At 59.9% G+C, this 23,427-nt stretch carries 26 protein-coding genes; 17 read left to right on the plus strand and 9 right to left on the minus strand.

The window, feature by feature from the left end:
• Positions 1–5: 5 nt before the first annotated feature.
• The 3 genes from AC1RP7_RS18950 to AC1RP7_RS18960 form a co-directional block, all read right to left on the minus strand.
• Complete coding sequence (locus tag AC1RP7_RS18950) at positions 6–419, minus strand: SH3 domain-containing protein (RefSeq protein WP_057715935.1); 414 nt, start codon at positions 417–419, stop codon at positions 6–8.
• Positions 420–541: 122 nt separating this feature from the next.
• On the minus strand, positions 542–841 hold the full coding sequence (locus tag AC1RP7_RS18955) for a YciI family protein (protein WP_493181633.1): 300 nt from the start codon (positions 839–841) through the stop codon (positions 542–544).
• Between the two features lies 1 nt (position 842).
• Entirely contained in the window at positions 843–1,439 is a 597-nt protein-coding gene (locus AC1RP7_RS18960) for a septation protein A (protein WP_057715933.1), read from the minus strand.
• A gap of 87 nt (positions 1,440–1,526) precedes the next feature.
• On the opposite strand from AC1RP7_RS18960, the gene AC1RP7_RS18965 reads away from it, so the two are divergent.
• The 7 genes from AC1RP7_RS18965 (at position 1,527) to arfB (ending at position 9,201) form a co-directional block, all read left to right on the plus strand.
• Positions 1,527–2,390 carry a PHP domain-containing protein gene (locus AC1RP7_RS18965; protein ID WP_493181636.1) on the plus strand — a complete coding sequence of 288 codons (864 nt, stop codon included), beginning with the start codon at positions 1,527–1,529 and terminating at the stop codon, positions 2,388–2,390.
• Between the two features lie 13 nt (positions 2,391–2,403).
• Positions 2,404–3,033, plus strand: a complete 630-nt coding sequence (locus tag AC1RP7_RS18970) for an L-threonylcarbamoyladenylate synthase (RefSeq protein WP_032829738.1) — start codon at positions 2,404–2,406, stop codon at positions 3,031–3,033.
• Positions 3,034–3,852, plus strand: a complete 819-nt coding sequence (locus AC1RP7_RS18975; protein ID WP_007984128.1) for a segregation and condensation protein A — start codon at positions 3,034–3,036, stop codon at positions 3,850–3,852. It begins immediately after the preceding gene.
• A gap of 11 nt (positions 3,853–3,863) precedes the next feature.
• Positions 3,864–4,835: an SMC-Scp complex subunit ScpB gene (gene scpB, locus AC1RP7_RS18980; RefSeq protein WP_493181637.1), complete on the plus strand. Its 972-nt coding sequence runs from the start codon at positions 3,864–3,866 to the stop codon at positions 4,833–4,835.
• 288 nt (positions 4,836–5,123) lie between these two features.
• A complete protein-coding gene (gene rluB / locus AC1RP7_RS18985) occupies positions 5,124–6,344 on the plus strand; it encodes a 23S rRNA pseudouridine(2605) synthase RluB (RefSeq protein ID WP_057715929.1) in 1,221 nt (406 codons plus the stop codon).
• 863 nt (positions 6,345–7,207) lie between these two features.
• Positions 7,208–8,629: an amino acid permease gene (locus tag AC1RP7_RS18990; RefSeq protein ID WP_057715928.1), complete on the plus strand. Its 1,422-nt coding sequence runs from the start codon at positions 7,208–7,210 to the stop codon at positions 8,627–8,629.
• Positions 8,630–8,787: 158 nt separating this feature from the next.
• Positions 8,788–9,201 carry an alternative ribosome rescue aminoacyl-tRNA hydrolase ArfB gene (gene arfB / locus AC1RP7_RS18995; RefSeq protein ID WP_057715927.1) on the plus strand — a complete coding sequence of 138 codons (414 nt, stop codon included), beginning with the start codon at positions 8,788–8,790 and terminating at the stop codon, positions 9,199–9,201.
• Here arfB and AC1RP7_RS19000 read toward each other — a convergent pair.
• From AC1RP7_RS19000 to phhA, 6 genes are all read right to left on the minus strand, one after another.
• Entirely contained in the window at positions 9,198–10,397 is a 1,200-nt protein-coding gene (locus AC1RP7_RS19000; RefSeq protein ID WP_493181640.1) for an MFS transporter, read from the minus strand. The genes arfB and AC1RP7_RS19000 overlap by 4 nt on opposite strands.
• Before the next feature lie 99 nt (positions 10,398–10,496).
• Positions 10,497–10,682, minus strand: a complete 186-nt coding sequence (locus AC1RP7_RS19005) for a hypothetical protein (protein ID WP_057715925.1) — start codon at positions 10,680–10,682, stop codon at positions 10,497–10,499.
• Between the two features lie 72 nt (positions 10,683–10,754).
• Complete coding sequence (locus AC1RP7_RS19010) at positions 10,755–10,886, minus strand: hypothetical protein (RefSeq protein ID WP_008051162.1); 132 nt, start codon at positions 10,884–10,886, stop codon at positions 10,755–10,757.
• A gap of 274 nt (positions 10,887–11,160) precedes the next feature.
• Positions 11,161–12,354 carry an amino acid aminotransferase gene (locus AC1RP7_RS19015; protein WP_493181642.1) on the minus strand — a complete coding sequence of 398 codons (1,194 nt, stop codon included), beginning with the start codon at positions 12,352–12,354 and terminating at the stop codon, positions 11,161–11,163.
• Positions 12,354–12,710 (minus strand): 4a-hydroxytetrahydrobiopterin dehydratase, encoded by a 357-nt coding sequence (locus AC1RP7_RS19020; RefSeq protein WP_007938547.1) that lies wholly within the window; start codon positions 12,708–12,710, stop codon positions 12,354–12,356. The genes AC1RP7_RS19015 and AC1RP7_RS19020 overlap by 1 nt, the downstream gene beginning before the upstream one ends.
• 105 nt (positions 12,711–12,815) lie before the next feature.
• A complete protein-coding gene (gene phhA, locus AC1RP7_RS19025; protein WP_489339993.1) occupies positions 12,816–13,607 on the minus strand; it encodes a phenylalanine 4-monooxygenase in 792 nt (263 codons plus the stop codon).
• A 384-nt stretch (positions 13,608–13,991) separates the two neighbouring features.
• On the opposite strand from phhA, the gene AC1RP7_RS19030 reads away from it, so the two are divergent.
• The 10 genes from AC1RP7_RS19030 to AC1RP7_RS19075 all read left to right on the plus strand — a co-directional run bounded on the left by AC1RP7_RS19030 (position 13,992) and on the right by AC1RP7_RS19075 (position 23,422).
• The gene (locus AC1RP7_RS19030; RefSeq protein ID WP_095945466.1) at positions 13,992–15,551 is read left to right on the plus strand and encodes a sigma-54-dependent transcriptional regulator; all 1,560 of its coding nucleotides are present in this window, start codon (positions 13,992–13,994) and stop codon (positions 15,549–15,551) included.
• A 157-nt stretch (positions 15,552–15,708) separates the two neighbouring features.
• Complete coding sequence (locus tag AC1RP7_RS19035; RefSeq protein ID WP_173677902.1) at positions 15,709–15,876, plus strand: periplasmic nitrate reductase, NapE protein; 168 nt, start codon at positions 15,709–15,711, stop codon at positions 15,874–15,876.
• Between the two features lie 37 nt (positions 15,877–15,913).
• Positions 15,914–16,180, plus strand: a complete 267-nt coding sequence (locus tag AC1RP7_RS19040) for a chaperone NapD (RefSeq protein ID WP_057715921.1) — start codon at positions 15,914–15,916, stop codon at positions 16,178–16,180.
• Positions 16,171–18,675: a nitrate reductase catalytic subunit NapA gene (gene napA / locus AC1RP7_RS19045; protein ID WP_493181644.1), complete on the plus strand. Its 2,505-nt coding sequence runs from the start codon at positions 16,171–16,173 to the stop codon at positions 18,673–18,675. Before AC1RP7_RS19040 ends, napA begins: the two co-directional genes overlap by 10 nt.
• A 41-nt stretch (positions 18,676–18,716) precedes the next feature.
• Positions 18,717–19,178 (plus strand): nitrate reductase cytochrome c-type subunit, encoded by a 462-nt coding sequence (locus AC1RP7_RS19050; RefSeq protein WP_371318478.1) that lies wholly within the window; start codon positions 18,717–18,719, stop codon positions 19,176–19,178.
• A gap of 9 nt (positions 19,179–19,187) precedes the next feature.
• On the plus strand, positions 19,188–19,784 hold the full coding sequence (locus AC1RP7_RS19055) for a cytochrome c3 family protein (protein ID WP_085723386.1): 597 nt from the start codon (positions 19,188–19,190) through the stop codon (positions 19,782–19,784).
• A gap of 202 nt (positions 19,785–19,986) precedes the next feature.
• Positions 19,987–20,727, plus strand: coding sequence for a flagellar basal body rod protein FlgF (locus tag AC1RP7_RS19060; RefSeq protein WP_090453789.1), 741 nt, complete (start codon positions 19,987–19,989; stop codon positions 20,725–20,727).
• Positions 20,728–20,772: 45 nt separating this feature from the next.
• On the plus strand, positions 20,773–21,558 hold the full coding sequence (gene flgG / locus AC1RP7_RS19065; protein WP_057715916.1) for a flagellar basal-body rod protein FlgG: 786 nt from the start codon (positions 20,773–20,775) through the stop codon (positions 21,556–21,558).
• A gap of 52 nt (positions 21,559–21,610) precedes the next feature.
• On the plus strand, positions 21,611–22,306 hold the full coding sequence (gene flgH, locus AC1RP7_RS19070) for a flagellar basal body L-ring protein FlgH (protein WP_057715915.1): 696 nt from the start codon (positions 21,611–21,613) through the stop codon (positions 22,304–22,306).
• Between the two features lie 27 nt (positions 22,307–22,333).
• Positions 22,334–23,422 (plus strand): flagellar basal body P-ring protein FlgI, encoded by a 1,089-nt coding sequence (locus AC1RP7_RS19075; RefSeq protein ID WP_057715914.1) that lies wholly within the window; start codon positions 22,334–22,336, stop codon positions 23,420–23,422.
• The last annotated feature ends 5 nt before the right edge of the window (positions 23,423–23,427 follow it).

Genomic DNA, 23,427 nt, shown 5'->3' on the forward strand with positions numbered 1-23,427 from the left:
CTCACTCAATTTAGCCATTGTCGACGTTTTCGACTTGCTCCACTGGCGAAGATACCGCAGAGCAGAGCCAATAGCGCTACCCCGGCGCCAATGACGAACCATTGTTGCTGGTCGGTCAGCAGGCGCGGCAGCGGACTGCTGGCCTGGGCTTCCTTGAGTTGCAGCTTCAAACGCTGGTTCTCCTGGCGCAACCGGGCCAGGAGCGGGCTTTCGCGTTCGCCATCGGCAGTTTGCAATTGTTTGTTCAGTTCTTCCCGTTGCCGTTCGCTTTCTTTCAAGCGTTGCTGCAGCTCGGTGATCTGGCTTCCGGCGCTCAAGGAAAGCGGCGTCGAGTTGCCCCCCTCGGCGTTTTCTTCACCGTGGGCGGGCGCCACGATCGACAACGTGACCAACATCAGGCACAACGGACCCTTGCGCATGGCGACTCCTGGTTCCAATACGAGTATTGGGAAAGTTGTCGGCCGGCAAACGAGAATAATGAGCGATTGAGAGCGCGATGAACCGATATGGTTCACCGCGTGGGGGCATTGCGAGAAGAAAGTTACGGCAGGACTTGCTTGAACGGCTTGACCAGAACGTTGGCGTAGACGCCAGCGGCGATGTACGGATCAGCGTCGGCCCAGGCCTGGGCGGCGTTCAGGGAATCGAATTCGGCGACGATCAGGCTGCCGGTGAAACCCGCCGCGCCCGGATCATTGCTGTCGATCGCCGGATGTGGGCCGGCCAGTACGATGCGACCTTCGCCCTTGAGCGCTTGCAGGCGCTCGAGGTGTGCAGGCCGAGCGGCCAGGCGGGCTTCCAGGGAGTTGGCGACGTCTGTGGCAATGATTGCGTAAAGCATGTCAGTCCTCGGTTTTTGGCGTTGTGGTGTCGGCATCGTGCAGATGACGGGACAGGTAGATGCCCTGGCCGATCAGGAACAGCAAAGTCATGCCCAGGCTGCCGAAGACCTTGAAGTCGACCCAGTAGCTCTGGAAGGTGAACGCGACAAACAGGTTGGCGGCACCGCAAAACAGGAAGAAGGCGATCCAGGCGATGTTCAGGCGCGTCCAGACCGGCTCCGGCAAGGTCAGCGCGTGGCCCATGATGCGTTTGATCAGCAGGCTGTCACCGACGAAGTGGCTGCCGATGAACGCAAGGGCGAACAGCCAGTTGACCACCGGGGCTTTCCACTTAAGGAACGTCTCGCTGTGGAACGCGAGCGTCAGGCTGCCGAAGACCAGGCAGGCGATCAGGGTCAGCCACTGGCTCTTCTCCAGCTTGCGCTGCTTGATGAACAGTGTGCCGTAGACCACCAGGGAACTGACGATCAGCATCGCGGTGGCGCTGTAAATACCGCCTACAGTGATCTCATGACCGGCGATGTCGACGACCTGTGGGTCGATTTTGAAGACGATGAAAAACAGCAGTAGCGGGATGAAATCGATGAATTGTTTCACAGTGGCAGCCAGAAGCAGGATGTGGCGGCATAATAACAAACATATGGGCGCGCGATAGCGCCAGCTGATTTGAGGTTACAAAGCCCTGTGAATGTTGATTTGCACTGCCATAGCACGGCCTCCGATGGCGCCCTGGCGCCTGCGGTTCTGGTGGCGCGAGCGTTCGAGAAAGGCGTGCGAGTCCTGGCCTTGACCGATCACGACACCCTCGAGGGCCTCGACGAGGCCCGGCACGCGGCTGCCGCGCTGGGGATGCAGCTGGTCAACGGCGTCGAATTGTCCTGCACCTGGGGCGGCGCGACCATTCATATCCTGGGCTACGGTTTTGACGTGAACGCCGCGCCGTTGGTCGAGGCCATTGCCAGATTGCATGATGGCCGCTGGCTACGCTCCGAGGAAATCAGCCGCAAACTGGCATTGAAAGGCATGCCGGGGGCGCTGGATGGCGCCAGGGAGATCCAGCAGGAGCTGGGCGACAGCGGTAACGCGCCGGCTCGCCCGCATTTCGCCGACTGGATGGTGCGTGAAGGATTCGTCAAGGATCGCGCCGAGGCGTTCCGCAAATGGCTGGGCGCCGGCAAGCTGGGCGACGTCAAGCAACACTGGCCGACCCTGGAGGAAACCGTCGAAACCCTGCGCGCGGCCAAGGCCTGGGTCAGTCTGGCACACCCATGGCACTATGAATTCACGCGCAGCAAGCGACGTCGCCTGATTGCCGACTATATTCAAGCAGGGGGCCACGCCATCGAAGTGGTCAATGGTTACCAGCCTGCCGAGCAAGTGGGCAGCCTGGCCATTCTGGCCCGCGAGTTCGGTCTGCTGGTCAGTGCCGGCAGTGATTTTCATGGCCCCGGAGGCTGGTCGGAGATCGGTGAATACCGGCCACTCCCGGAGGATCTGCCACCGCTATGGTGTCGATTCAAACATGACCCAGTTATTGCCGCCGTCTGAACAGGTAGAGAATGTGAGTCAATTTTTCCAGATTCATCCGGAAAACCCGCAAGCGCGCCTGATCAAACAGGCAGTCGAGATCATCCGCAAGGGCGGGGTGGTGATTTATCCCACGGACTCTTCCTACGCCATAGGTTGCCAGATCGGCGACAAGGTAGCCGTGGAGCGCGTTCGGCGTCTGCGGCAGCTGGATGAAAAGCACAACTTCGCGCTGATTTGCAGCGACCTGTCGCAACTGGGGCTGTTCGCCAAGATCGACACCGGCACTTTCCGCATTCTCAAGGCCCATCTGCCGGGGCCGTATACCTTCATTCTCAATGCCACCCGCGAAGTGCCGCGGCTGTTGTTGCACCCGAAGAAGCGCACCATCGGACTGCGTGTGCCTAGCCACCCGATTGCCCTGGCGCTGCTGGCTGAACTGGGCGAGCCGTTGATGAGCGTAACCCTGATCATGCCAGGCGATGAAGATCCGTTGAGCGATCCCCACGAAATGCGCCAGTTGCTCGAACATCAGGTCGATCTGATCATCGACGGCGGTTTCGGCGGGATCAAGGCGTCCACCGTGATCAGCCTCGCCGACGGCGAGCCGGAAGTCATTCGCGTTGGTTGCGGCGACCCTGCGCCGTTCATGGTCGAGGCCTAGATGTCCGCAGTAGAACCCGTCGACAGTCAGGCCGGAGCCCAGCAGGAACTGCCCTTCGCCATGGTCTATGGCCAGGCGGTCATGGAAATGCCGCTGGACCTGTACATCCCGCCGGATGCCCTCGAAGTCTTTCTAGAGGCGTTCGAAGGCCCGCTCGACCTGCTGCTGTACCTGATCCGCAAACAGAACATCAACATCCTCGACATCCCGGTGGCGGAAATCACTCGCCAGTACATGGGCTACGTCGAATTGATGCAGTCGGTGCGCCTGGAGCTGGCCGCCGAATACCTGGTGATGGCCGCGATGCTGGCCGAGATCAAGTCGCGGATGCTGCTGCCACGGGCCGAAACCGTCGAAGACGAAGAGGAAGATCCGCGCGCCGAACTGATCCGCCGCTTGCAGGAATACGAGCGTTTCAAGGCTGCCGCCGAAGGCATCGACGGCCTGAGTCGCGTCGGCCGTGATGTGGTGGTGCCCAAGCTGGACGCCCCGGAGGCCCGGGCGCGCAAGCTGTTGCCGGATGTGCGCTTGTCGGAGCTGCTGTTGTCCATGGCCGAGGTGTTGCGCCGTGGCGACATGTTCGAAAGCCATCAGGTCAGCCGCGAAGCGCTGTCGACCCGCGAACGCATGAGCGATGTGCTGGAGCGCCTCAAGGGCGGCGGTTTCGTACCGTTTGTCGAGCTGTTCACCGCTGAAGAAGGGCGCCTGGGGGTGGTGGTGACCTTTATGGCGATCCTTGAATTGGTCAAGGAATCCCTGGTCGAGCTGGTGCAGAATGAGCCATTTGCCGCGATCCACGTGCGAGCCCGAGCCGAATAACGAGTCGAAACATGAACCTGACTGAACCCCGTGATCTGGCACCCTTGCTTGAAGCCTTTCTGTTGGCCTCGGGAAAGCCGCAATCTTTGGAAAGCCTGTTCGAACTCTTCGAAGAAGGCGAACGCCCGGAACCACCGGTCTTCAAGAAGGCCCTGACGATTCTCGCCAAGTCCTGCGATGGCCGCGCGTTTGAACTCAAGGAAGTGGCCTCGGGGTATCGCCTGCAAATTCGCGAGAAATTTGCGCCTTGGGTCGGGCGTCTGTGGGAGGAGCGCCCGCAGCGTTACTCCCGGGCCATGCTGGAAACCATGGCACTGATTGCCTATCGCCAGCCGATCACCCGCGGTGAAATCGAAGACGTGCGGGGCGTGGCGGTCAACAGCAATATCGTCAAGACCTTGATGGAGCGCGAGTGGATCCGCATCGTCGGCTACCGCGATGTGCCCGGCAAGCCGGCGATGTTCGCCACCACCAAGGCGTTCCTCGATCACTTCAACCTGAAGAACCTCGACGACCTGCCACCGCTGGCGGAACTGCGCGAGCTGGAACCGGATCCGGTGCTCGACTTCGATGATGCCCCGGTACCGGCAGCCCTGCAGGAACTGGCCGACGCCAGTGCCGAACCGGAAGAACCCAAGGAAGAAACCAGTTTCCACACGCTGCTGCTGGAGCTGGACAGCATGGAGGAGGGGATCAAGACCGATTTCGACGATTTGCTGCGTGATGGGGTGTCGCCTGAATTCGATCCGGAACAGTCGGTCATCGAGCCAGAAGTCGAAGCGGCACGGCCCGAGCCTGAACCGGAAATTGAACCGGAGCAAGAAGACGACATCCTCGGTGTCGCCGAAGCCCGGGAAAAGCTCCTGGCCGCCGTTGCCGCTCTCGAACAGCCGAAACCCGAGCCCGAACTGTCGGACGAAGAAGCCGAAGCCCAGGCCTTGGCCGAAGCCATCGAGGCCGAACGGCGCCAGTTCGAGGACTGACACCGATCTTGTAGGAGCGAGCTTGCTCGCGATGGTCGTGAACGATGACGCGCACATCCGGATGCCCGTGGCGCCATTGGGTTTTTCGCGAGCAAGCTCGCTCCTACAGGGGGTTGTGATCGCCGAATGATCAAGTTGCGTGTCACCGGTCGGCGGAAAAACAAATAACCTTGCCTTGATCAGCTAGTCTCTGATGCGCAAACGCCCTCATGCGCGTATGATTCGCGACCCTTCGGCGATCCCTTCGCCCAAGTACCCAGTTTTCAGACCACACCGGGAGGTGCCCAGATGAGTATCAAAGACCAGCAAGACGACCAGCCAATCGGCCCAGCAGGCGAAAAACTGCAGAAAGTCCTCGCCCGTATCGGCGTCGGCTCGCGCCGTGACGTGGAAGCCTGGATCAGCCACGGCCGCATCAAGGTCAACGGCAAAGACGCCACCCTTGGCCAGCGTGTCGACATGCACGACGCCATCACCATCGATGGCAAGGTGATCAAGCGCGAAGAGGCTGCCGAGTCGGTGCGCCGCGTAATCATGTACAACAAGCCCGACGGCGAGATCTGCACCCGCGTTGACCCGGAAGGCCGTCCGACCGTGTTCGACAAGATGCCGCGCCCGAAAGAAGGCCGCTGGATCAACATCGGTCGTCTGGACATCAACACCACCGGTCTGCTGATGTTCACCACCGACGGTGAACTGGCCAACCGCCTGATGCACCCTTCCTACGAAATGGACCGTGAATACGCGGTACGTGTGCGTGGTGAAGTCGATGACGAGATGATCGAGCGTCTGAAGGCTGGTGTTGTCCTTGAAGACGGCCCGGCCAAGTTCACCGACATCAAGCAGGCGCCAGGCGGTGAAGGTTTCAACCACTGGTATCACTGCGTGGTGATGGAAGGTCGTAACCGCGAAGTTCGTCGCCTGTGGGAATCCCAGGGCCTGGTGGTCAGCCGTCTGAAGCGCGTGCGTTTCGGCCCGGTGTTCCTCAACTCCGATCTGCCGATGGGCCGCTGGCGCGAAATGAGCCAGTACGAAGTCGACATCCTGAGTGCCGAGGTCGGCCTGACGCCGGTCGCGATGCCGCAGATGAACGCCAAGAGCAAGGACAAGCTTGACCGGATGCAGCGCAAGTCGTCGCGTCCGATGGCCAAGACCGAACGCGTTCGTACCCTGCGTCCAGCCACTGGTGCAGCCGCCGCACCTGCCGCGCCTCGTGCCAGCCGCGAGCCGCAGATCGAAGGCGAGCGTCCAGGGCGCAAGCCTGCTGCCCGTCAGGACGGCGAACGCGGTCCACGTACGCCACGTCCGGCCAACGGCCGTACCGAGCGTGGCGAAGGTCGTGGTACGCCGGTAGCCGATCGCCCGGCCGACACCAAGCGCCCGGCCAAGCCCGCGCCGAAGCGTCCGGGGATCAAACTGGTCGACGGTGACACGCCATCGGGCAAGCGCCGTGGCGCACCGGCCGGTTCCGGCCAGCGTCCAGGCTTCGGTCGTCGCAAGCCGGAGTGAGGCAGCGGTAAGCTGTTAGCGGCAAGTGAAAAACGCCAACCTTCGGGTTGGCGTTTTTTTTCGTCTGGCTTTATGTCCGTATTGTTTTTGAGGGCGCCATCGCGAGCAAGCTCGCTCCCACAGGGTAATGAGTTTGCTCGGAGAATCGCGATTAAAATGTGGGAGCGAGCTTGCTCGCGATGGCGTCAGTCGTCGCGCTGAGACCTCCAATATGGAAATCATGGTTTACGCGATGTAAAGAAATCCTGACAAAAACCACGGATTAACCCCGTGGATTCGCCACTCCCTGGATACCGTAAGAAAACGCTTACGCTTCAGTGTCTTCCTTCCTCCTTCCGACCCTCTGGCCCGCTTGTTTCACCGCTCCATGCAGGGTGTTATGCGCGCCATGCCTGTCGTGCAGGTGCATAACAAAAAGGAGGCGCAATGAACGCCGCAATCCGTTTTCATCTCTCCGCGAGTGGCGTGTTTGGCGCCGTCTGCGTCGATGATCCGCAAGGATCTGACCCATTTTTTGCAGCCGCCCGAGCCTCTCGGGGCGGACACAGGCAATCCCGGCCATAGACACGCTTGTCCAGCGGGCCTGGCAGCAGGGGGTTACAGGTGTACAATGCGCCGCGTTTTACCTGTGACCTCCTGCGCATCTGCGCAAACCTCAAGGCTATCCGCCTTGTTCACTCCGTCGCGTCACGAGCGTGTCGGGTTCGATTTCGTCACAGATAAAAACAAACAGGTGACGCATGACCGTTGTAATTACGCTGAACTCCTGGTGCCTGCGCTGGGGTTTGATCGGTGCCGCTTAACGCCTTTCTTGAGCAGCAACGTCTACTGAACATCATCAAACCTTGCGTGAGACCCTTTTCATGAGTGGACAAAACCCGCAATCAGGCGAGCTGAAACGCGGCCTGAAAAATCGCCACATTCAATTAATCGCCCTCGGTGGCGCGATCGGTACCGGCTTGTTCCTCGGCTCGGCCGGGGTGCTGAAATCCGCCGGCCCGTCGATGATCCTCGGCTACGCCATCTGCGGCTTCATCGCCTTCATGATCATGCGCCAACTGGGTGAAATGATCGTCGAAGATCCGGTGGCCGGCTCCTTCAGTCACTTCGCGCACAAGTACTGGGGCGGCTTTGCCGGCTTCCTGTCGGGCTGGAACTGCTGGATTCTGTACATTCTGGTGGGTATGTCCGAGCTGACCGCGGTCGGCAAATACATCCACTACTGGGCGCCGGACATCCCGACCTGGGCCTCCGCAGCTGCCTTCTTCGTGCTGATCAACGCCATCAACCTGGCCAACGTCAAAGTCTTTGGCGAGGCCGAGTTCTGGTTTGCGATCATCAAGGTCGTGGCGATCGTCGGCATGATTGCTCTGGGCAGCTACCTGCTGGTCAGTGGCAATGGCGGCCCGCAAGCTGCGGTCAGCAACCTGTGGTCCCACGGTGGCTTCTTCCCGAACGGTGTCACGGGTCTGGTGATGGCCATGGCTTTCATCATGTTTTCCTTCGGTGGCCTGGAAATGCTCGGTTTCACCGCTGCCGAAGCCGACAAGCCGAAAACCGTGATTCCGAAAGCGATCAACCAGGTGATCTACCGGATCCTGATTTTCTACATCGGTGCATTGGTGATCCTGCTGTCGTTGACGCCGTGGGACAGCTTGCTGACCACCCTGAACGCTTCCGGTGATTCCTATAGCGGCAGCCCGTTTGTGCAAGTGTTCTCGATGCTGGGCAGCAATACCGCCGCGCACATCCTCAACTTCGTGGTCCTGACCGCTGCGCTGTCGGTGTACAACAGCGGCACCTACTGCAACAGCCGCATGCTGCTGGGCATGGCCGAGCAAGGCGATGCGCCAAAGGCATTGGCGAAGATCGACAAGCGCGGTGTGCCGGTGCGCTCGATCCTGGCCTCGGCCGCCGTGACTCTGATCGCGGTACTGCTGAACTACCTGATTCCGCACAGCGCGCTGGAACTGCTGATGTCGCTGGTGGTGGCCACCCTGGTGATCAACTGGGCGATGATCAGCTACTCGCACTTCAAGTTCCGCCAGCACATGAACAAGACAAAACAGACGCCGCTGTTCAAGGCCTTGTGGTATCCGTACGGCAACTACATCTGCCTGGCGTTCGTGTTGTTCATCCTTGGCGTGATGTTGTTGATTCCGGGGATCCAGACATCGGTGTACGCGATTCCAGTGTGGCTCGTGTTCATGTGGGTCTGCTACGGCATCAAGAACAAGCGCAGCGCGCAACATGCACTGCAGGTTGCCGGCTCTGCGGCGAAGTAAACGCAGAGCGCAGAAACAACGAACCCGGCCATGTGCCGGGTTTGTTGTTTTCGGGGTTCACATAAATCCCTTTCTGGGAGCGGGCTTGCTCCCACAAGGTCCGGATTCCTCCCATCTATTCGCGGTATCCTGCACACTCTGAATACGGACGCTTTTCCATGCTGGTGATTTCCAACAACGTGCAACTGCCGGATGCCGAGATCGAGTTGACGGCCATTCGAGCCCAGGGCGCGGGTGGGCAGAACGTCAACAAGGTTTCCAGCGCCGTGCACCTGCGCTTCGACATTCCGGCGTCGTCCTTGCCCGAGTTCTACAAGGAGCGGCTGCTGGCGCTGCGCGACAGTCGCATCACCAGCGACGGTGTGTTGATCATCAAGGCCCAGCAGTACCGGACGCAGGAGCAGAACCGCGCCGATGCGCTGTTGCGGCTGACCGAGTTGATCCTCAGTGCCACCAAGGTCGAGAAAAAGCGCCGTCCGACCAAGCCGACCCTCGGCTCGAAGACCCGTCGCCTCGAATCCAAGAGCAAGCGCGGCAACATCAAGGCCGGGCGCGGCAAGGTCGATTTCTAACGGGAGTCCCGCGCTTCGCGTTGCTTCGGCGCCTGCCGGTACAGGTATAGGCTCAGCATCAAACCGCTGAGCGCGGCGAGGGCGGCGAACAGGAAGATCGAAGCGAACCCGAACCCGGCGGCAATCGCCCCGGCCAGCGGCCCGGTGATCCCCAGTGACAAGTCGATGAACAGCGAATAGGCGCCGACCGCTGCACCACGGCTGGAGGCCGGGACCAGGTTGACCGCCTCCACGCCCAGTGCCGGAAACACCAGCGAAAAGCCGAAGCCGCTCAGCGCCGCACCCGCCAGTGCCCAATGGGCATCCGGTGCCAGCCACAGCAGGAGCAATCCCAGGGTTTCCACTGACAGGCAGGCAATGGCCACGCGAAAGCCGCCGAGGCGGTTGATCAGGTTGCCGAACAGTAAGCGCGCGCCGATGAAGCTGGCGCCGAACAGGCTTAGGCACAGCACCGCGTTGTCCCAGTGTTGCGTGGCGTAATACAAGGTGATGAAGGTGGCAATGGTGCCGAAGCCGATGGAGCCCAGGGCCAGGCCGCAACCGTGGGGGAAGACTCGCCCCAGCACATGCATGAACGGCAGGCGCTCACCGGCAACGATCGGTGCGGCGGTTTTCGGCCAGGCCAGCAGCAGGCCGAGAACGGCCAGCAATACAATACTGACGCCCATGCTCCACAAGCCCAGTTGATGGACGATCAACACGCCCAGGGGCGCGCCGACGGCCAGTGCGCCGTAGCTGGCGATACCGTTCCAGGAGATGACTTTGGCTGTGTTCGCTGCACCGACCCGGCCGATACCCCAGCCAATCGAGCCCGAGCCCACCAGGCTTTCCGCGCTGCCGAGAACCAGACGGCCGATCAACAGGCTGATCAGGCTCAAGGTCGGCAGGCTCTGGGTCCAGGCCGAGACCAGCATGAACACACCGCTCAAGCCGCAACCGGCCAGGCCATACATCACAGCCAGTTTGCTGCCCTTGTTGTCGATGATCTTCCCTGCATAGGGGCGGCTGAGCAGGGTGGCCAGGTATTGCACGCTGATCACCAGACCCGCGATCACCGCACCGAAGCCCAGGTCGCTGTGGACGTAACCGGGCAATACGGCCAGGGGGATGCCGATGTTCAGGTAGCCAATGAAGGTGAAAAGGACGATGGAAACGACTTGCAGCGTGACCGCCAGGGGGCGCTGGTTTTCAGGCATGGGTAAAGGTCCACGGTAAAGCAGGATAGATAGGCTGCTTATGATAGCGGTGTGGACGGTCGGCGGTTGTGAAAAAGTAAAACTATTTACCGGGCGGTGTCATTCAGCTTTGACGGGAGCGACCAGTTGCGTGGTGACCAGGGCGGCCAGCGCATTTTCCTGGGTGCCGAAGCGGGCGAGCAAAGCGGCTTGTTTCTCGGGAGAGAGGCGATTCCAGATCTCGATCATTTTCTCGGCGGTGCCGATCAGGACGCTGGCCTGCGCTTCGCTGAATTCATCGGTCATGGAAAGTTCTCGTTTCAGGCAGTGTGGAAAGCGCATGGTAGCGCTTTCCACACGGTCTGTACGGCGGGTGTTTCAGTCTTCTCTGTCAGCCTGGCGGCTGTCAGTGGCTTCTTTCGGCTCGGGCTGTTGGGCTCCGGCTTGCTGCGTGGTCGTCTGCTCAGGTACGTGCAGGCTTGGGAAGGGGAGATTAGGAATCTCGTGCATGGTTGCGCTCCTCGCTAAGTCTGTTGATAGATCTGGTAGATCCGCGCTTTAAAAAAGCCTGGGCAGGATACAGCACTGAAAATGACAAACGGACTTTTATATCCATTTGTTTCGACGGATGGGGTTGTATAGACAGATAAGTAACAATTACGCAGAAGCAAATGTGGGAGCGAGCTTGCTCGCGATTGCGGAGTGTCATTCAACGATGATGTTGACTGATAGACCGCTATCGCGAGCAAGCTCGCTCCCACAGGGGGATTGCAGTGCCCGAGGGTTACTTGCAGACGTTGGCAATCGCCTCGGCCAGCAAATCCAGGCGCGTGGCATCAATGCCGGCCACGTTGGCCCGGCCCGAGCTGACCATGTACACGCTGTGATGATCGCGCAGGTTCTTCACTTGCTCAGGCGACAGGCCGGTGTAGGAGAACATCCCGCGTTGCACGCCAATGTGCGCAAAGCGCTCGCGCAAACCATGAGGCTCCAGCGCTTCCACCAAACCGCTGCGCAGTTGGGCGATACGCAGGCGCATCGCTTCAACTTCGTCGGCCCACAGGCGTTTCAGCTCTGGATCACCGAGGATGGTCGCTACAACGGCAGCGCCATGATCCGGCGGCGTCGACCACAGGTTGCGGGCGATGTTGGCCAGTTGGCTGCGGATATCCACCAGCTTGTCGGCGGTTTTCGCGCAGACAATCAGCGCGCCGGTGCGGTCGCGGTACAGGCCGAAATTCTTTGAGCAGGAACTGGTGATCAGCAGTTCCGGCAACTCGGCGGCGAACAGCCGGGTCGACCAGGCATCCTGTTCCAGGCCATCGCCGAATCCTTGGTAGGCGAAGTCGATCAGCGGTAGCAGTTCGCGACGGCGCACCACGTCCAGCACCCGTTGCCAGTCATCCTGGGACAGGTCGAAACCGGTCGGGTTGTGGCAGCAGGCGTGCAGCAAGACCACGTCACCCTTGGGCGCTTCATTGAGCGCCGCCAGCATGCCGTCGATGTCGAGACGGTTGTCACTGCCCACGTACGGGTAGTGGCTGACCTTGACCTTGGCTGCCGCAAAAATCGTTTCGTGGATCGGCCAGGTCGGGTTGCTCAACCACACGCCACGCCCTGGCAGGCACTGGGCGATGAAGTCCGCGCTCAGGCGCAAAGCCCCGGTGCCGCCCGGAGTCTGGGTGGCGCCGACGCGTTGTGCGCTGATCAGCTTCGAGTCGGCACCCAGCACCAGCTCATTGATCGCTTTGCCGAACGCCGGTTCGCCGTGACCACCGATGTAGGTCTTGGTGGACTGGTGATCCACCAGGCGCTGCTCGGCAAGCTTCACCGACTCGAGAATCGGCGTCAGGCCCTGGGCGTCCTTGTAGACACCCACGCCCAAATCGAATTTGCGCGGGTTCGGGTCCTGCGCGTAGGCCTCCATCAGGCCCAGAATCGGGTCGCCAGGCACTCGACCGATGGCGTCGAAATGCATTACTTGCGCCCCTCAGCGTCCTTCGCCACTTCGTCGGTGCGCGCGGCCATGATGAAATCGTTGCGGTGCAGGCCCTTGATCGAGTGGCTCCACCAGGTCACGGTCACTTTGCCCCACTCGGTCAGCAGGCCCGGGTGATGGCCTTCGGCCTCGGAGATTTCGCCGACGGCGTTGGTGAACGCCAGGGCGTGCTTGAAGTTCTTGAACAGGAAGACCTTTTCCAGCTGCATGACGCTGTCACGTACTTCGATGTTCCAGTCCGGGATCTGCTTGATCAGGATCGGCAGTTCTTCGTCGCTGACTTGTGGGGCGTCGGCGCGGCAGGCTTCGCAATGGGCTTGGTTCAAAGTGGACATGGTGTGTTTCCTGTAATCGAGTGTTTTTATATCGGTCGACAGTGCCGTCACGCTAAACCAAAGCGACGGTGACTGACAGACTCACTTGTCAGCAAAAGTCGCGGTTCACGCAGCTTTTGGTTTTGGCGGAAATTTCGGCGTGTGCAGACCCATCTGCATCGCTTGCTTGACCATGCCCATGATGTCTTCGTGGGCCAGGTCGAACAGGCGCTTGAGGTTCGGCAGAACGAAATACAGGGGTTGCAGGATGTCGATGCGGTAAGGCGTGCGCATGCATTCCAGCGGGTCGAAGGCTTGGTGTTCAGGCTCGTTCGACAGGCTGTAGACAGTCTCTTTCGGTGAGGACAGGATGCCGCCGCCGTAGATGCGCTGGCCTTGCGGGGTGTCGAGCAGGCCGAACTCGATGGTCATCCAGTACAGGCGCGCCAGGTACACGCGTTCTTCCTTGGACGCCTTGAGGCCGAGCTTGCCGTAGGTGTGGGTGAATTCGGCGAACCACGGGTTGGTCAGCAGCGGGCAGTGACCGAAGATCTCGTGGAAAATGTCCGGCTCTTGCAGGTAGTCCAGTTCTTCGCGGGTACGAATAAAGGTCGCCACCGGAAACTGCTTGCTGGCCAGCAATTCGAAAAAGGTCTGGAAGGGAATCAGTGCGGGAACCCGGGCAACCTGCCAGCCGGTAGTTTCAGCGAGGACCTTGTTGATTTCGCCGAGTTGAGGAATGCGGTCGTGGGGCAGACCGAGTTTTTCGATACCGTCCAGGTACTCCTGGCACGCACGCCCTTCGATCACTTTCAGTTGACGAGTGATCAGCGTGTTCCACACCGCGTGTTCTTCGGCGGGGTAGTCGATAAAACCTTGCGCATCGGGCTCGCGAGCCACGTATTGCGTCTGCTTCATGCTGCTCTCCTGCTAGGGGATTTCGTTCTTGTTATGTACTGCTATGGACCTAGAAATACCTCAAGAATTGCGCTGTTGCAGCAGGTGACTCTGGTAATTCGCAGGAAGATTTACCGTTTTTCGTAAATTTTTCGTTACGGATTAACTGCTGTGGCGCAGATGTTGAGTTTTTCGGGTTTGAAAAGCATCGTACCTGTCACATAATCTTGACGACTATCTGAGCACCTCAGCAGAAAAATAATCCCCGTAGGAGCGAGCCTGCTCGCGATGGACGTTAACGAAAACGCGTTCATCCTGAATAAACGCGTTGCGCTCGACTCCATCGCGAGCAGGCTCGCTCCTACAGGTTACGCACCCCATTCATCGTTTTTTCGGGCCTTTAATATGCGTATCAAAGTCCACTGCCAGAACCGCATCGGCATCCTGCGCGACATTCTCAACCTGTTGGTGGAGTACGGGATCAACGTGGCCCGCGGTGAGGTGGGGGGGGAGCATGGCAACGCCATCTACCTGCATTGCCCAAACCTGATCAACATTCAGTTCCAGGCCTTGCGTCCGAAATTCGAAGCGATTGCCGGGGTCTTTGGCGTCAAGCGTGTAGGGCTGATGCCCAGCGAGCGTCGGCACATGGAACTCAATGCACTGCTCGGTGCGCTGGAGTTTCCGGTGCTGTCGATCGACATGGGCGGTTCCATTGTCGCGGCCAACCGTGCGGCGGCGCAGTTGCTCGGGGTGCGCGTCGACGAGGTGCCGGGGATTCCCCTGTCGCGGTACGCCGAGGATTTCGATTTGCCGGAACTGGTGCGCGCCAACAAGTCGCGGATCAACGGGCTGCGGGTCAAGGTCAAGGGGGATGTGTTCCTGGCCGACATCGCGCCGCTGCAATCGGAGCATGACGACAGCGAGGCCATGGCCGGTGCGGTGCTGACATTGCACCGCGCCGACCGGGTGGGCGAGCGCATCTACAACGTGCGCAAGCAGGAGTTGCGCGGCTTCGACAGCATCTTCCAAAGCTCGAAAGTCATGGCCGCCGTGGTGCGCGAAGCGCGACGCATGGCGCCATTGGATGCACCGCTGTTGATCGAAGGGGAAACCGGCACCGGCAAAGAGTTGCTGGCGCGGGCTTGCCACTTGGCCAGCCCTCGAGGGCAATCGCCGTTGATGGCGCTCAATTGCGCCGGTCTGCCGGAGTCCATGGCCGAGACGGAATTGTTCGGTTACGGCCCGGGCGCCTTTGAAGGGGCGCGGGCCGAAGGCAAGCTCGGGCTGCTGGAGCTGACGGCGGGCGGCACGCTGTTTCTCGATGGCGTCGGGGAAATGAGCCCGCGTTTGCAGGTGAAATTGCTGCGTTTTTTGCAGGACGGTTGCTTCCGTCGTGTGGGCAGTGATGAAGAGGTCTACCTCGACGTGCGAGTGATCTGCGCGACCCAGGTCGACCTGTCCGAATTGTGCGCTCGCGGTGAGTTCCGCCAGGACCTCTACCACCGCTTGAATGTGTTGTCGCTGCACATCCCGCCGTTGCGCGAATGCCTCGACGGCTTGACGCCGCTGGTGGAGCACTTCCTCGATCAGGCCAGCCGGCAGATTGGCTGTCCGCTGCCCAAACTCGCCCCGGCGGCCATGGAGCGGCTCAGCCACTACCATTGGCCAGGTAACGTGCGTCAACTGGAGAACGTGCTGTTCCAGGCGGTTTCCCTGTGCGACGGCGGCACGGTCAAGGCCGAGCATATTCGTCTGCCGGATTATGGCGTGCGTCAGCCCCTTGGCGATTTTTCGCTAGAGGGTGGGTTGGACGAGATCGTCGGGCGTTTCGAGAAGGCGGTACTGGAACGGCTTTATTCGGAACATGCCAGCAGCCGATTGCTCGGCAAGCGACTGGGTGTTTCCCACACAACGATTGCCAACAAGTTGCGTGAATATGAAATAGGCAAACTGGAGCGTTAAAAACTCACTCAAATAATAACTCTTCTCGAGTGTCAGTATTTATCCAATGCTGTCAGTTCGCATTTAAAGCGCTAAAGCTTCTGCTATTGATCTGAATCATGGAACTTATAGAGGAAGCCATCTAGGCTCCTCTCAAAGTTTGGCAGGAGTGCTGACCATGCCATCAATGGATGACTCTACCCAGCGAGTTCGCAAAGAAACTCGCCTCTTCTATTTCCTGATCATTGTTCTGTTTCCACTGTTATCGGTGGCGATAGTCGGTGGTTACGGTTTTTTTGTCTGGTTCCTGCAAATGCTCCTCGGGCCGCCAGGCCCTCCCAACTGATCGCCATCTATCTCTAATTCAGCAGGGAGTACGGGACATGGGAAAGACGCTGCACATTGCCAGTCTGGTAGTACATGCCCGTCCGGCCCTGTTCGAGGCGGTGAAAGCCAACTTGCGTTTGCTCAAGGGCGTTGAACTTCATCAGGAAAGTCCCGCCGGCAAACTGGTGGTTGTGCTGGAAACCGATCACGAAAGCCAGATTCTTCAGCGAATCGATCAGATCAATCGCTTGCCAGGCGTGCTCAATGCCGCCCTGGTTTATCACGAGATTCTCGATGTAACGGGAGAAAGCACATGCCTATGACGCGGCGAGAGTTTGTCAAAGCCCAGGCTGCCGGGATCGCGGCAGCAGCTGCGGGCCTCCCGGTGTTTACCTCTGCCAGCAACCTGATTACCGAACAAGACATGGTCGCCCTGGACTGGAACAAGGCGCCCTGTCGTTTTTGCGGCACCGGTTGCAGTGTCATGGTGGCGACTAAGGACAACAGGGTTGTTGCAACCCACGGCGACGTAAAAGCCGAGGTCAATCGCGGGTTGAACTGCGTCAAAGGCTACTTTTTGTCCAAGATCATGTACGGCGTTGATCGGCTGACTCAGCCGCTGTTGCGCATGACCAATGGGCAATATGACAAACAAGGCGAGTTTCACCCGGTGTCCTGGAAACAGGCGTTCGATGTGATGGAGTTGAAGTACAAGGAGGCGCTGAAGAACAAGGGCGGGGAGTCTATCGCCATGTTCGGCTCCGGACAGTGGACGATCTGGGAAGGGTACGCGGCCAACAAATTGATGAAGGCGGGGTTTCGCTCGAACAACATCGATCCCAATGCACGCCATTGCATGGCCTCGGCGGTCATGGGCTTTATGCGCACGTTCGGTATCGATGAGCCAATGGGCTGTTATGACGATATCGAAGTCACCGATGCATTCGTCTTGTGGGGTTCGAACATGGCGGAAATGCATCCGATTCTGTGGAGTCGGGTCACTGATCGCCGTTTAAGCCAGCCGAATGTGAAAGTGGCCGTGCTCTCTACTTTCGAACATCGCAGTTTTGAACTGGCCGACATTCCGATGGTGTTCAAGCCGCAGACTGACCTGCTCATTCTCAACTACATCGCCAATCACATCATTGAAAGCGGTTCGGTCAACAAAGACTTCGTCAGCAAACACACCAAGTTCGCCAAAGGCACGGATGACATAGGTTACGGTTTGCGTGCCGATAATCCGCTGGAAATGAAAGCCAAAAATGCCGACAAGGCGAACACCTGGACCGACATCGACTTCGAGCAATTCGCCGCTTTTGTAAAACCCTACACCCTTGAGCGCACCGCGAAAGAAACCGGTGTGCCAGCCGAGCGCCTCAAGGCATTGGCCGAACTGTACGCCGATCCCAAGCGCAAGGTGGTTTCGTTCTGGACCATGGGCTTCAACCAGCACACCCGGGGGGTGTGGGCCAACAACCTGATCTACAACATTCACCTGCTGACCGGAAAAATCAGCGAGCCGGGCAACAGTCCTTTCTCCCTGACGGGGCAGCCTTCGGCCTGCGGGACGGCACGTGAAGTGGGCACGTTCTCCCATCGTTTGCCGGCCGACCTGGTGGTCACCAATCCGGCGCACCGCGCCACCGCGGAAAAAATCTGGAAGCTCCCGGCGGGCACCATCAAGGAAAAGGTCGGGTTCCATGCCGTGCAGCAGAGTCGCATGCTCAAGGACGGCGTGCTCAATGTGTATTGGACGATGGCCAGCAACAACATGCAGGCCGGGCCCAACATCATGCAGGAAGTGCTGCCGGGGTGGCGCAACCCAGAGAACTTCGTGGTGGTGTCGGATGTGTATCCCACCGTCTCGGCACAGGCGGCCGATCTGATTTTGCCGACGGCGATGTGGGTCGAGAAAGAAGGCGCTTACGGCAACGCGGAGCGGCGCACGCAGTTCTGGCATCAACTGGTCTCGGCGCCGGGTGACGCCAAGTCGGACCTTTGGCAATTGGTCGAGTTTTCCAAGCGCTTTAAAACCGACGAGGTCTGGCCGCAGGAACTGTTGGACGGCTCACCGCAATACAAGGGCAAGACCCTGTATGAGGTGCTGTTCAAGAATGGCCAGGTCGATCAGTTCCCTGTTGAACAAATGGCGGCAGGCTATCAGAACGACGAGGCCCGGGATTTCGGTTTCTACCTGCAAAAAGGCCTGTTCGAAGAATATGCCCGGTTCGGCCGTGGACATGGTCATGACTTGGCGCCCTTTGATCGATATCACTCCGAGCGCGGGTTGCGCTGGCCTGTCGTCGAAGGCAAGGAAACGCTTTGGCGCTTCCGCGAAGGTTACGATCCGTATGTCGAGAAGGGCAGTGGCGTGCAGTTCTACGGCTACCCCGATAAGAAGGCAATCATCTTCGCGCTGCCTTACGAGCCTCCTGCGGAAGCCCCGGACGCGGACTTCCCGTTCTGGTTGAGCACCGGTCGGGTGCTTGAGCATTGGCACACCGGGACTATGACCCAGCGTGTCGAAGAACTTTATAAAGCGGTCCCCGATGCGCTGGTCTACATGCACCCGGCTGATGCCAAGGCCTTGAATGCCCGGCGTGGCAGCGAAGTAAAACTGATCAGTCGGCGCGGCGAGATGCGTGCACGGATTGAAACCCGGGGGCGCAACAAGCCGCCCCAAGGCCTGGTGTTCGTGCCGTTTTTCGATGCCAACAAGCTGATCAACAAAGTCACGCTTGATGCGACGGACCCGATCTCCAAACAGACCGATTACAAGAAATGCGCGATCAGGATTGAGTTGATCAAGACGGCATAAGGAGAGCTTTCATGAATTATCGTTCGCTGTCCTTGCTTGTCATGCTGCTGATGTGGCTGCCCGCGACATTTGCGGCAGAACCCGGTTACCCACTGGATGCGCCGGCACCGGATGGGCGGCGAGTCGGCGGGACCCTGACCCAGGAACTGCCGGCACCGCCCATTGCCGAAGACGAGAACAAGGACCTCAAGCGTGAGCGTAATTACCCCGATCAACCACCCACCATACCCCACAGCATTCGCGGGTATGCCATCGACATGAATAGCAACAAGTGCCTGACCTGCCACAGTCGCGCCAACAGTGCGCGTACCCAGGCGCCGATGATCAGCATCACTCACTACATGGACCGTGACGGCCAGGCATTGGCGGCGGTGTCGCCGCGCCGATACTTCTGCAACCAGTGTCACGTGCCGCAAAAGGATGTGAAGCCACTGGTGAACAACAGCTTCAAGAACATCGACCAGGTCTTGCAAGACGAAATCAACCACCAGCCGAAACCTTGAGGAAAGGCCATGAAATCTTTGCTTGCCTTGCTCAAGGATTATTGGGGTGTGCTGCGTCGGCCCAGCGTGCATTACAGCCTGGGTTTCCTGACCCTCGGCGGGTTTATCGCCGGGGTGATTTTCTGGGGTGGGTTCAACACCGCGCTGGAAGCGACCAACACCGAGAAGTTCTGCACGTCCTGCCATGAAATGCGTGACAACGTTTTTGTCGAGTTGCAGGAAACCATTCACTACACCAACCGCTCGGGTGTGCGCGCCACGTGCCCGGACTGTCACGTCCCCCACGAGTGGACGCACAAGATCGCCCGCAAGATGCAGGCTTCCAAGGAGGTCTGGGGCAAGCTGTTCGGCACGATCAGTACCCGGGACAAGTTTCTGGGCATGCGCCGGGAGCTGGCCGAACACGAGTGGGCACGGCTCAAGGCCAACGATTCCCGGGAGTGTCGCAACTGCCATAACTTCGAGTTCATGGACTTCACACGCCAGGGTAAACGCGCCGCCAACATGCACTCCACCTCATTGGCCAGCGGCCAGGCGACCTGTATCGATTGCCATAAAGGCATTGCCCACAAATTGCCCGACATGAGCGGCGTGAAAGGTTGGTAGCCGGCATTTCACGGCATTGCCGCCAAGCGGCATAACCGCGCCGGTTTTTCGTCTTCGATACATCGTTCGATTCCCTTCTGATTAGCCTCCAGCCCCTGTTTAAAGGGGGTTGGAGCCGCTGCGCGCAAGTTGGTCTGCAAATTGCTACAGCCTGCGCAACACAGCAGTGGGCGGCAAACGTCCGGCAGGCAGAGGAAAGAGTGTGGACAAGTACCTTTATGTGGCAATGACCGGCGCCAGCCAGAATGCACTGGCGCAAAAGGCTCATGCCAACAACCTCGCGAACATCTCCACCAACGGCTTCCAGAAAGACCTGGAGCAGGCCCGTTCGATGCCGGTGTTCGGTGACAGCTTTCCGGCGCGTGCGTTTGCCATGTCCGAACGCCCGGCCACGGATTTCTCCCCCGGCTCACTGGTGGAAACCGGCCGCGACCTCGACGTTGCCGTGCAAGGCAACGGCTGGATTGCCGTACAGAATCCCGATGGCGGTGAAAGCTACGTGCGCACCGGCAGCCTGAACGTTGACGCCCTGGGTGTGCTGCGCGCCGGCAACGGCATGCCGGTCATGGGCAATGGCGGGCCGATTTCCGTGCCGCCGGAGCAGCAGATCGAAGTCGGCGAGGACGGCACCATCAGCATCCGCGCGATGGGCGAAGGTCCCCGGGTGATGGCGGAAGTCGACCGCATCAAGCTGGTCAACCCGGACTTCAAGAACATGACCAAGGGCCTGGATGGTTCGATCCACACCAAGGACGGCGCGCCTGCGCAGGCCGATGCCAACGTCAAGCTGGTGTCCGGGTTCCTCGAATCGAGCAACGTCAATGCCGTGGAGGAGATGACCTCCGTTCTGGCCTTGGCCAAGCAGTTCGAGCTGCACATCAAGATGATGAACACCGCCAAAGACGATGACCAGGCCATGGCTCGGGTCTTGCAGATCAGCTAATTACCAGAACGTCGCGCCGTAAAACAGGCGCACGAGGAGAATCGAATGCTTCCGGCTCTATGGGTTGCCAAGACAGGTCTGTCCGCCCAGGACACCAACCTGACCACTATTTCCAACAACCTGGCCAACGTGTCGACCACGGGTTTCAAACGTGACCGCGCCGAGTTCCAGGACCTGCTCTACCAGATCAAGCGCCAGCCAGGCGCCCAGTCGACCCAGGACAGCGAACTGCCGTCGGGTCTGCAACTGGGTACCGGTGTGCGCATCGTCGGTACCCAGAAAAACTTCACCGCCGGCAGCCTGCAAACTACCGAGCAGCCGCTGGACATGGCCATCGACGGCCGTGGTTTCTTCCAGATCCTGCAACCGGACGGCACCACGTCCTACACCCGTGACGGTACGTTCCACCTGGACTCCAACGGCCAGATCGTCAACGCCAGCGGCTTTGCCCTGGAGCCGGCCATTGTCATTCCGAACGACGCGCAGACCTTCACGGTCGGCCGCGACGGCACCGTGTCCATCACCGTTGCCGGCAACCCGGCAGCCCAGGTGATCGGCAACCTGCAAACCGCCGACTTCATCAACCCGGCCGGCCTGCAGGCGGTGGGCAACAACCTGTTCCTGGAAACCGCCGCCAGTGGCGCGCCGCAAGTCGGCACTCCGGGCCTGAACGGTTTCGGCTCCACGCTGCAGAACACCCTGGAAACGTCCAACGTCAGCACCGTTGAGGAGATGGTCAACATGATCACCACCCAGCGCGCCTACGAGATGAACTCCAAGGTGATCTCCACCGCCGACCAGATGCTCTCGTTCGTAACGCAGAATCTGTAATCAAGTCTATGTGGCGGCCATTGGGTCGCCTGCAACACCGTGAGGTAGGGTCATGAATCGCTATGTATCTGTTCTGGCACTGAGTGGGATCACCGCGCTCGCAGGTTGCGTGCCTGCGACGCCCAAGCCCAATGACCCTTACTACGCTCCGGTGTTGCCGCGCACGCCGTTGCCGGCGGCCGCGAACAATGGCTCGATCTATCAGGCCGGTTTCGAACAGAACCTCTACAGCGACCGCAAGGCGTTCCGGGTCGGTGACATCATCACCATCACCCTGAACGAAAGGACCCAGGCCAGCAAAAACGCCAACTCGCAAATTGGCAAGAACAGCAAGGCCAACATCGGCCTGAGTTCGCTGTTCGGCAGCAGCGCCACCACCAACAACCCGTTCAGCGATGGCGACCTGAGCCTGAGTGCCAGCTACGAAGGTGACCGCGCGACCAAGGGGGACAGCAAGGCGGCTCAGGGCAACACCCTGACCGGTTCGATCACTGTCACCGTCGCCGATGTGTTGCCCAACGGCATTATCGCGGTACGCGGCGAGAAGTGGATGACCCTCAACACCGGCGACGAGCTGGTGCGGATTGCCGGCCTGGTTCGCGCCGATGACATCGCCACCGACAACACCGTGCCGTCGACCCGTGTCGCCGATGCGCGCATCACCTACTCGGGCACCGGTTCGTTTGCCGATGCGAGTCAGCCAGGCTGGTTCGACCGTTTCTTCCTCAGCCCGCTGTTCCCTTTCTAGGTGGCTACGTTGAATTTCAGAAGTCTCATGATGGCTGCGTTCCTGATGTCCGCAGCGTTCAACGTTCAAGCCGAGCGCCTGAAGGACATCGCCAGCATTTCCGGCGTGCGTTCCAACCAATTGATCGGCTACGGCCTGGTGGTCGGGCTGAACGGCACCGGCGACCAGACGACGCAGACCCCGTTCACCCTGCAGACCTTCAACAACATGCTCTCGCAGTTCGGCATCAAGGTGCCGCCGGGTTCGGGCAACGTGCAGTTGAAGAACGTCGCGGCGGTGTCGATCAGTGCCGATTTGCCGGCGTTCGCCAAGCCGGGTCAGCAGGTCGATATCACCGTTTCGTCCATCGGTAACTCCAAGAGCCTGCGTGGCGGCACCTTGCTGCTGACGCCACTCAAGGGTATCGATGGCAACGTCTATGCGGTGGCCCAGGGCAACCTGGTGGTCGGCGGTTTCGACGCGGAAGGGCGAGACGGCTCGAAGATCACCGTCAACGTTCCGTCGGCCGGTCGCATCCCCGGTGGTGCATCGGTGGAACGTGCGGTGCCGAGCGGTTTCAACCAGGGCAACAGCCTGACGCTGAACCTCAACCGTTCCGACTTCACCACCGCCAAGCGCATCGTCGACAAGATCAACAACATGCTTGGCCCTGGCGTAGCCCAGGCCATCGACGGCGGGTCGATTCGCGTCACCGCGCCGCTCGATCCGAGCCAGCGCGTCGACTACCTGTCGATCCTGGAAAACCTCGAAGTCGATCCGGGCCAGGCAGTCGCGAAAGTCATCATCAACTCCCGTACCGGCACCATCGTGATCGGCCAGAACGTCAAGGTTTCCCCGGCTGCCGTGACCCACGGCAGCCTGACCGTGACCATTACCGAAGACCCGATCGTCAGCCAGCCCGGCCCTCTGTCCAATGGCACGACGGCGGTGGTGCCGCGTTCGAAGGTCAACGCCCAGCAGGAAGCCAAGCCGATGTTCAAGTTCGGCCCTGGTACCACCCTCGACGAGATCGTGCGGGCGGTGAACCAGGTCGGCGCGGCACCGGGTGACTTGATGGCCATCCTCGAAGCGCTGAAGCAGGCCGGCGCCCTGCAAGCCGATCTGATCGTGATCTGAGGACG

The sequence above is a fragment of the Pseudomonas sp. GW822-FHT01E03 genome (assembly GCF_058802985.1).

Bases quoted from the DNA above. Each gene is read 5' to 3' on its own strand.
- AC1RP7_RS18950 (WP_057715935.1), bottom strand. From the start codon at position 419: ATGCGCAAGGGTCCGTTGTGCCTGATGTTGGTCACGTTGTCGATCGTG.
- AC1RP7_RS18955 (WP_493181633.1), bottom strand. From the start codon at position 841: ATGCTTTACGCAATCATTGCCACAGACGTCGCCAACTCCCTGGAAGCC.
- AC1RP7_RS18975 (WP_007984128.1), top strand. From the start codon at position 3,034: ATGTCCGCAGTAGAACCCGTCGACAGTCAGGCCGGAGCCCAGCAGGAA.
- scpB (WP_493181637.1), top strand. From the start codon at position 3,864: ATGAACCTGACTGAACCCCGTGATCTGGCACCCTTGCTTGAAGCCTTT.
- rluB (WP_057715929.1), top strand. From the start codon at position 5,124: ATGAGTATCAAAGACCAGCAAGACGACCAGCCAATCGGCCCAGCAGGC.
- AC1RP7_RS18990 (WP_057715928.1), top strand. From the start codon at position 7,208: ATGAGTGGACAAAACCCGCAATCAGGCGAGCTGAAACGCGGCCTGAAA.
- arfB (WP_057715927.1), top strand. From the start codon at position 8,788: ATGCTGGTGATTTCCAACAACGTGCAACTGCCGGATGCCGAGATCGAG.
- AC1RP7_RS19000 (WP_493181640.1), bottom strand. From the start codon at position 10,397: ATGCCTGAAAACCAGCGCCCCCTGGCGGTCACGCTGCAAGTCGTTTCC.
- AC1RP7_RS19005 (WP_057715925.1), bottom strand. From the start codon at position 10,682: ATGACCGATGAATTCAGCGAAGCGCAGGCCAGCGTCCTGATCGGCACC.
- AC1RP7_RS19010 (WP_008051162.1), bottom strand. From the start codon at position 10,886: ATGCACGAGATTCCTAATCTCCCCTTCCCAAGCCTGCACGTACCTGAG.
- AC1RP7_RS19015 (WP_493181642.1), bottom strand. From the start codon at position 12,354: ATGCATTTCGACGCCATCGGTCGAGTGCCTGGCGACCCGATTCTGGGC.
- AC1RP7_RS19020 (WP_007938547.1), bottom strand. From the start codon at position 12,710: ATGTCCACTTTGAACCAAGCCCATTGCGAAGCCTGCCGCGCCGACGCC.
- phhA (WP_489339993.1), bottom strand. From the start codon at position 13,607: ATGAAGCAGACGCAATACGTGGCTCGCGAGCCCGATGCGCAAGGTTTT.
- AC1RP7_RS19030 (WP_095945466.1), top strand. From the start codon at position 13,992: ATGCGTATCAAAGTCCACTGCCAGAACCGCATCGGCATCCTGCGCGAC.
- AC1RP7_RS19035 (WP_173677902.1), top strand. From the start codon at position 15,709: ATGCCATCAATGGATGACTCTACCCAGCGAGTTCGCAAAGAAACTCGC.
- AC1RP7_RS19040 (WP_057715921.1), top strand. From the start codon at position 15,914: ATGGGAAAGACGCTGCACATTGCCAGTCTGGTAGTACATGCCCGTCCG.
- napA (WP_493181644.1), top strand. From the start codon at position 16,171: ATGCCTATGACGCGGCGAGAGTTTGTCAAAGCCCAGGCTGCCGGGATC.
- AC1RP7_RS19050 (WP_371318478.1), top strand. From the start codon at position 18,717: ATGCTGCTGATGTGGCTGCCCGCGACATTTGCGGCAGAACCCGGTTAC.
- AC1RP7_RS19055 (WP_085723386.1), top strand. From the start codon at position 19,188: ATGAAATCTTTGCTTGCCTTGCTCAAGGATTATTGGGGTGTGCTGCGT.
- flgG (WP_057715916.1), top strand. From the start codon at position 20,773: ATGCTTCCGGCTCTATGGGTTGCCAAGACAGGTCTGTCCGCCCAGGAC.
- flgH (WP_057715915.1), top strand. From the start codon at position 21,611: ATGAATCGCTATGTATCTGTTCTGGCACTGAGTGGGATCACCGCGCTC.
- AC1RP7_RS19075 (WP_057715914.1), top strand. From the start codon at position 22,334: ATGATGGCTGCGTTCCTGATGTCCGCAGCGTTCAACGTTCAAGCCGAG.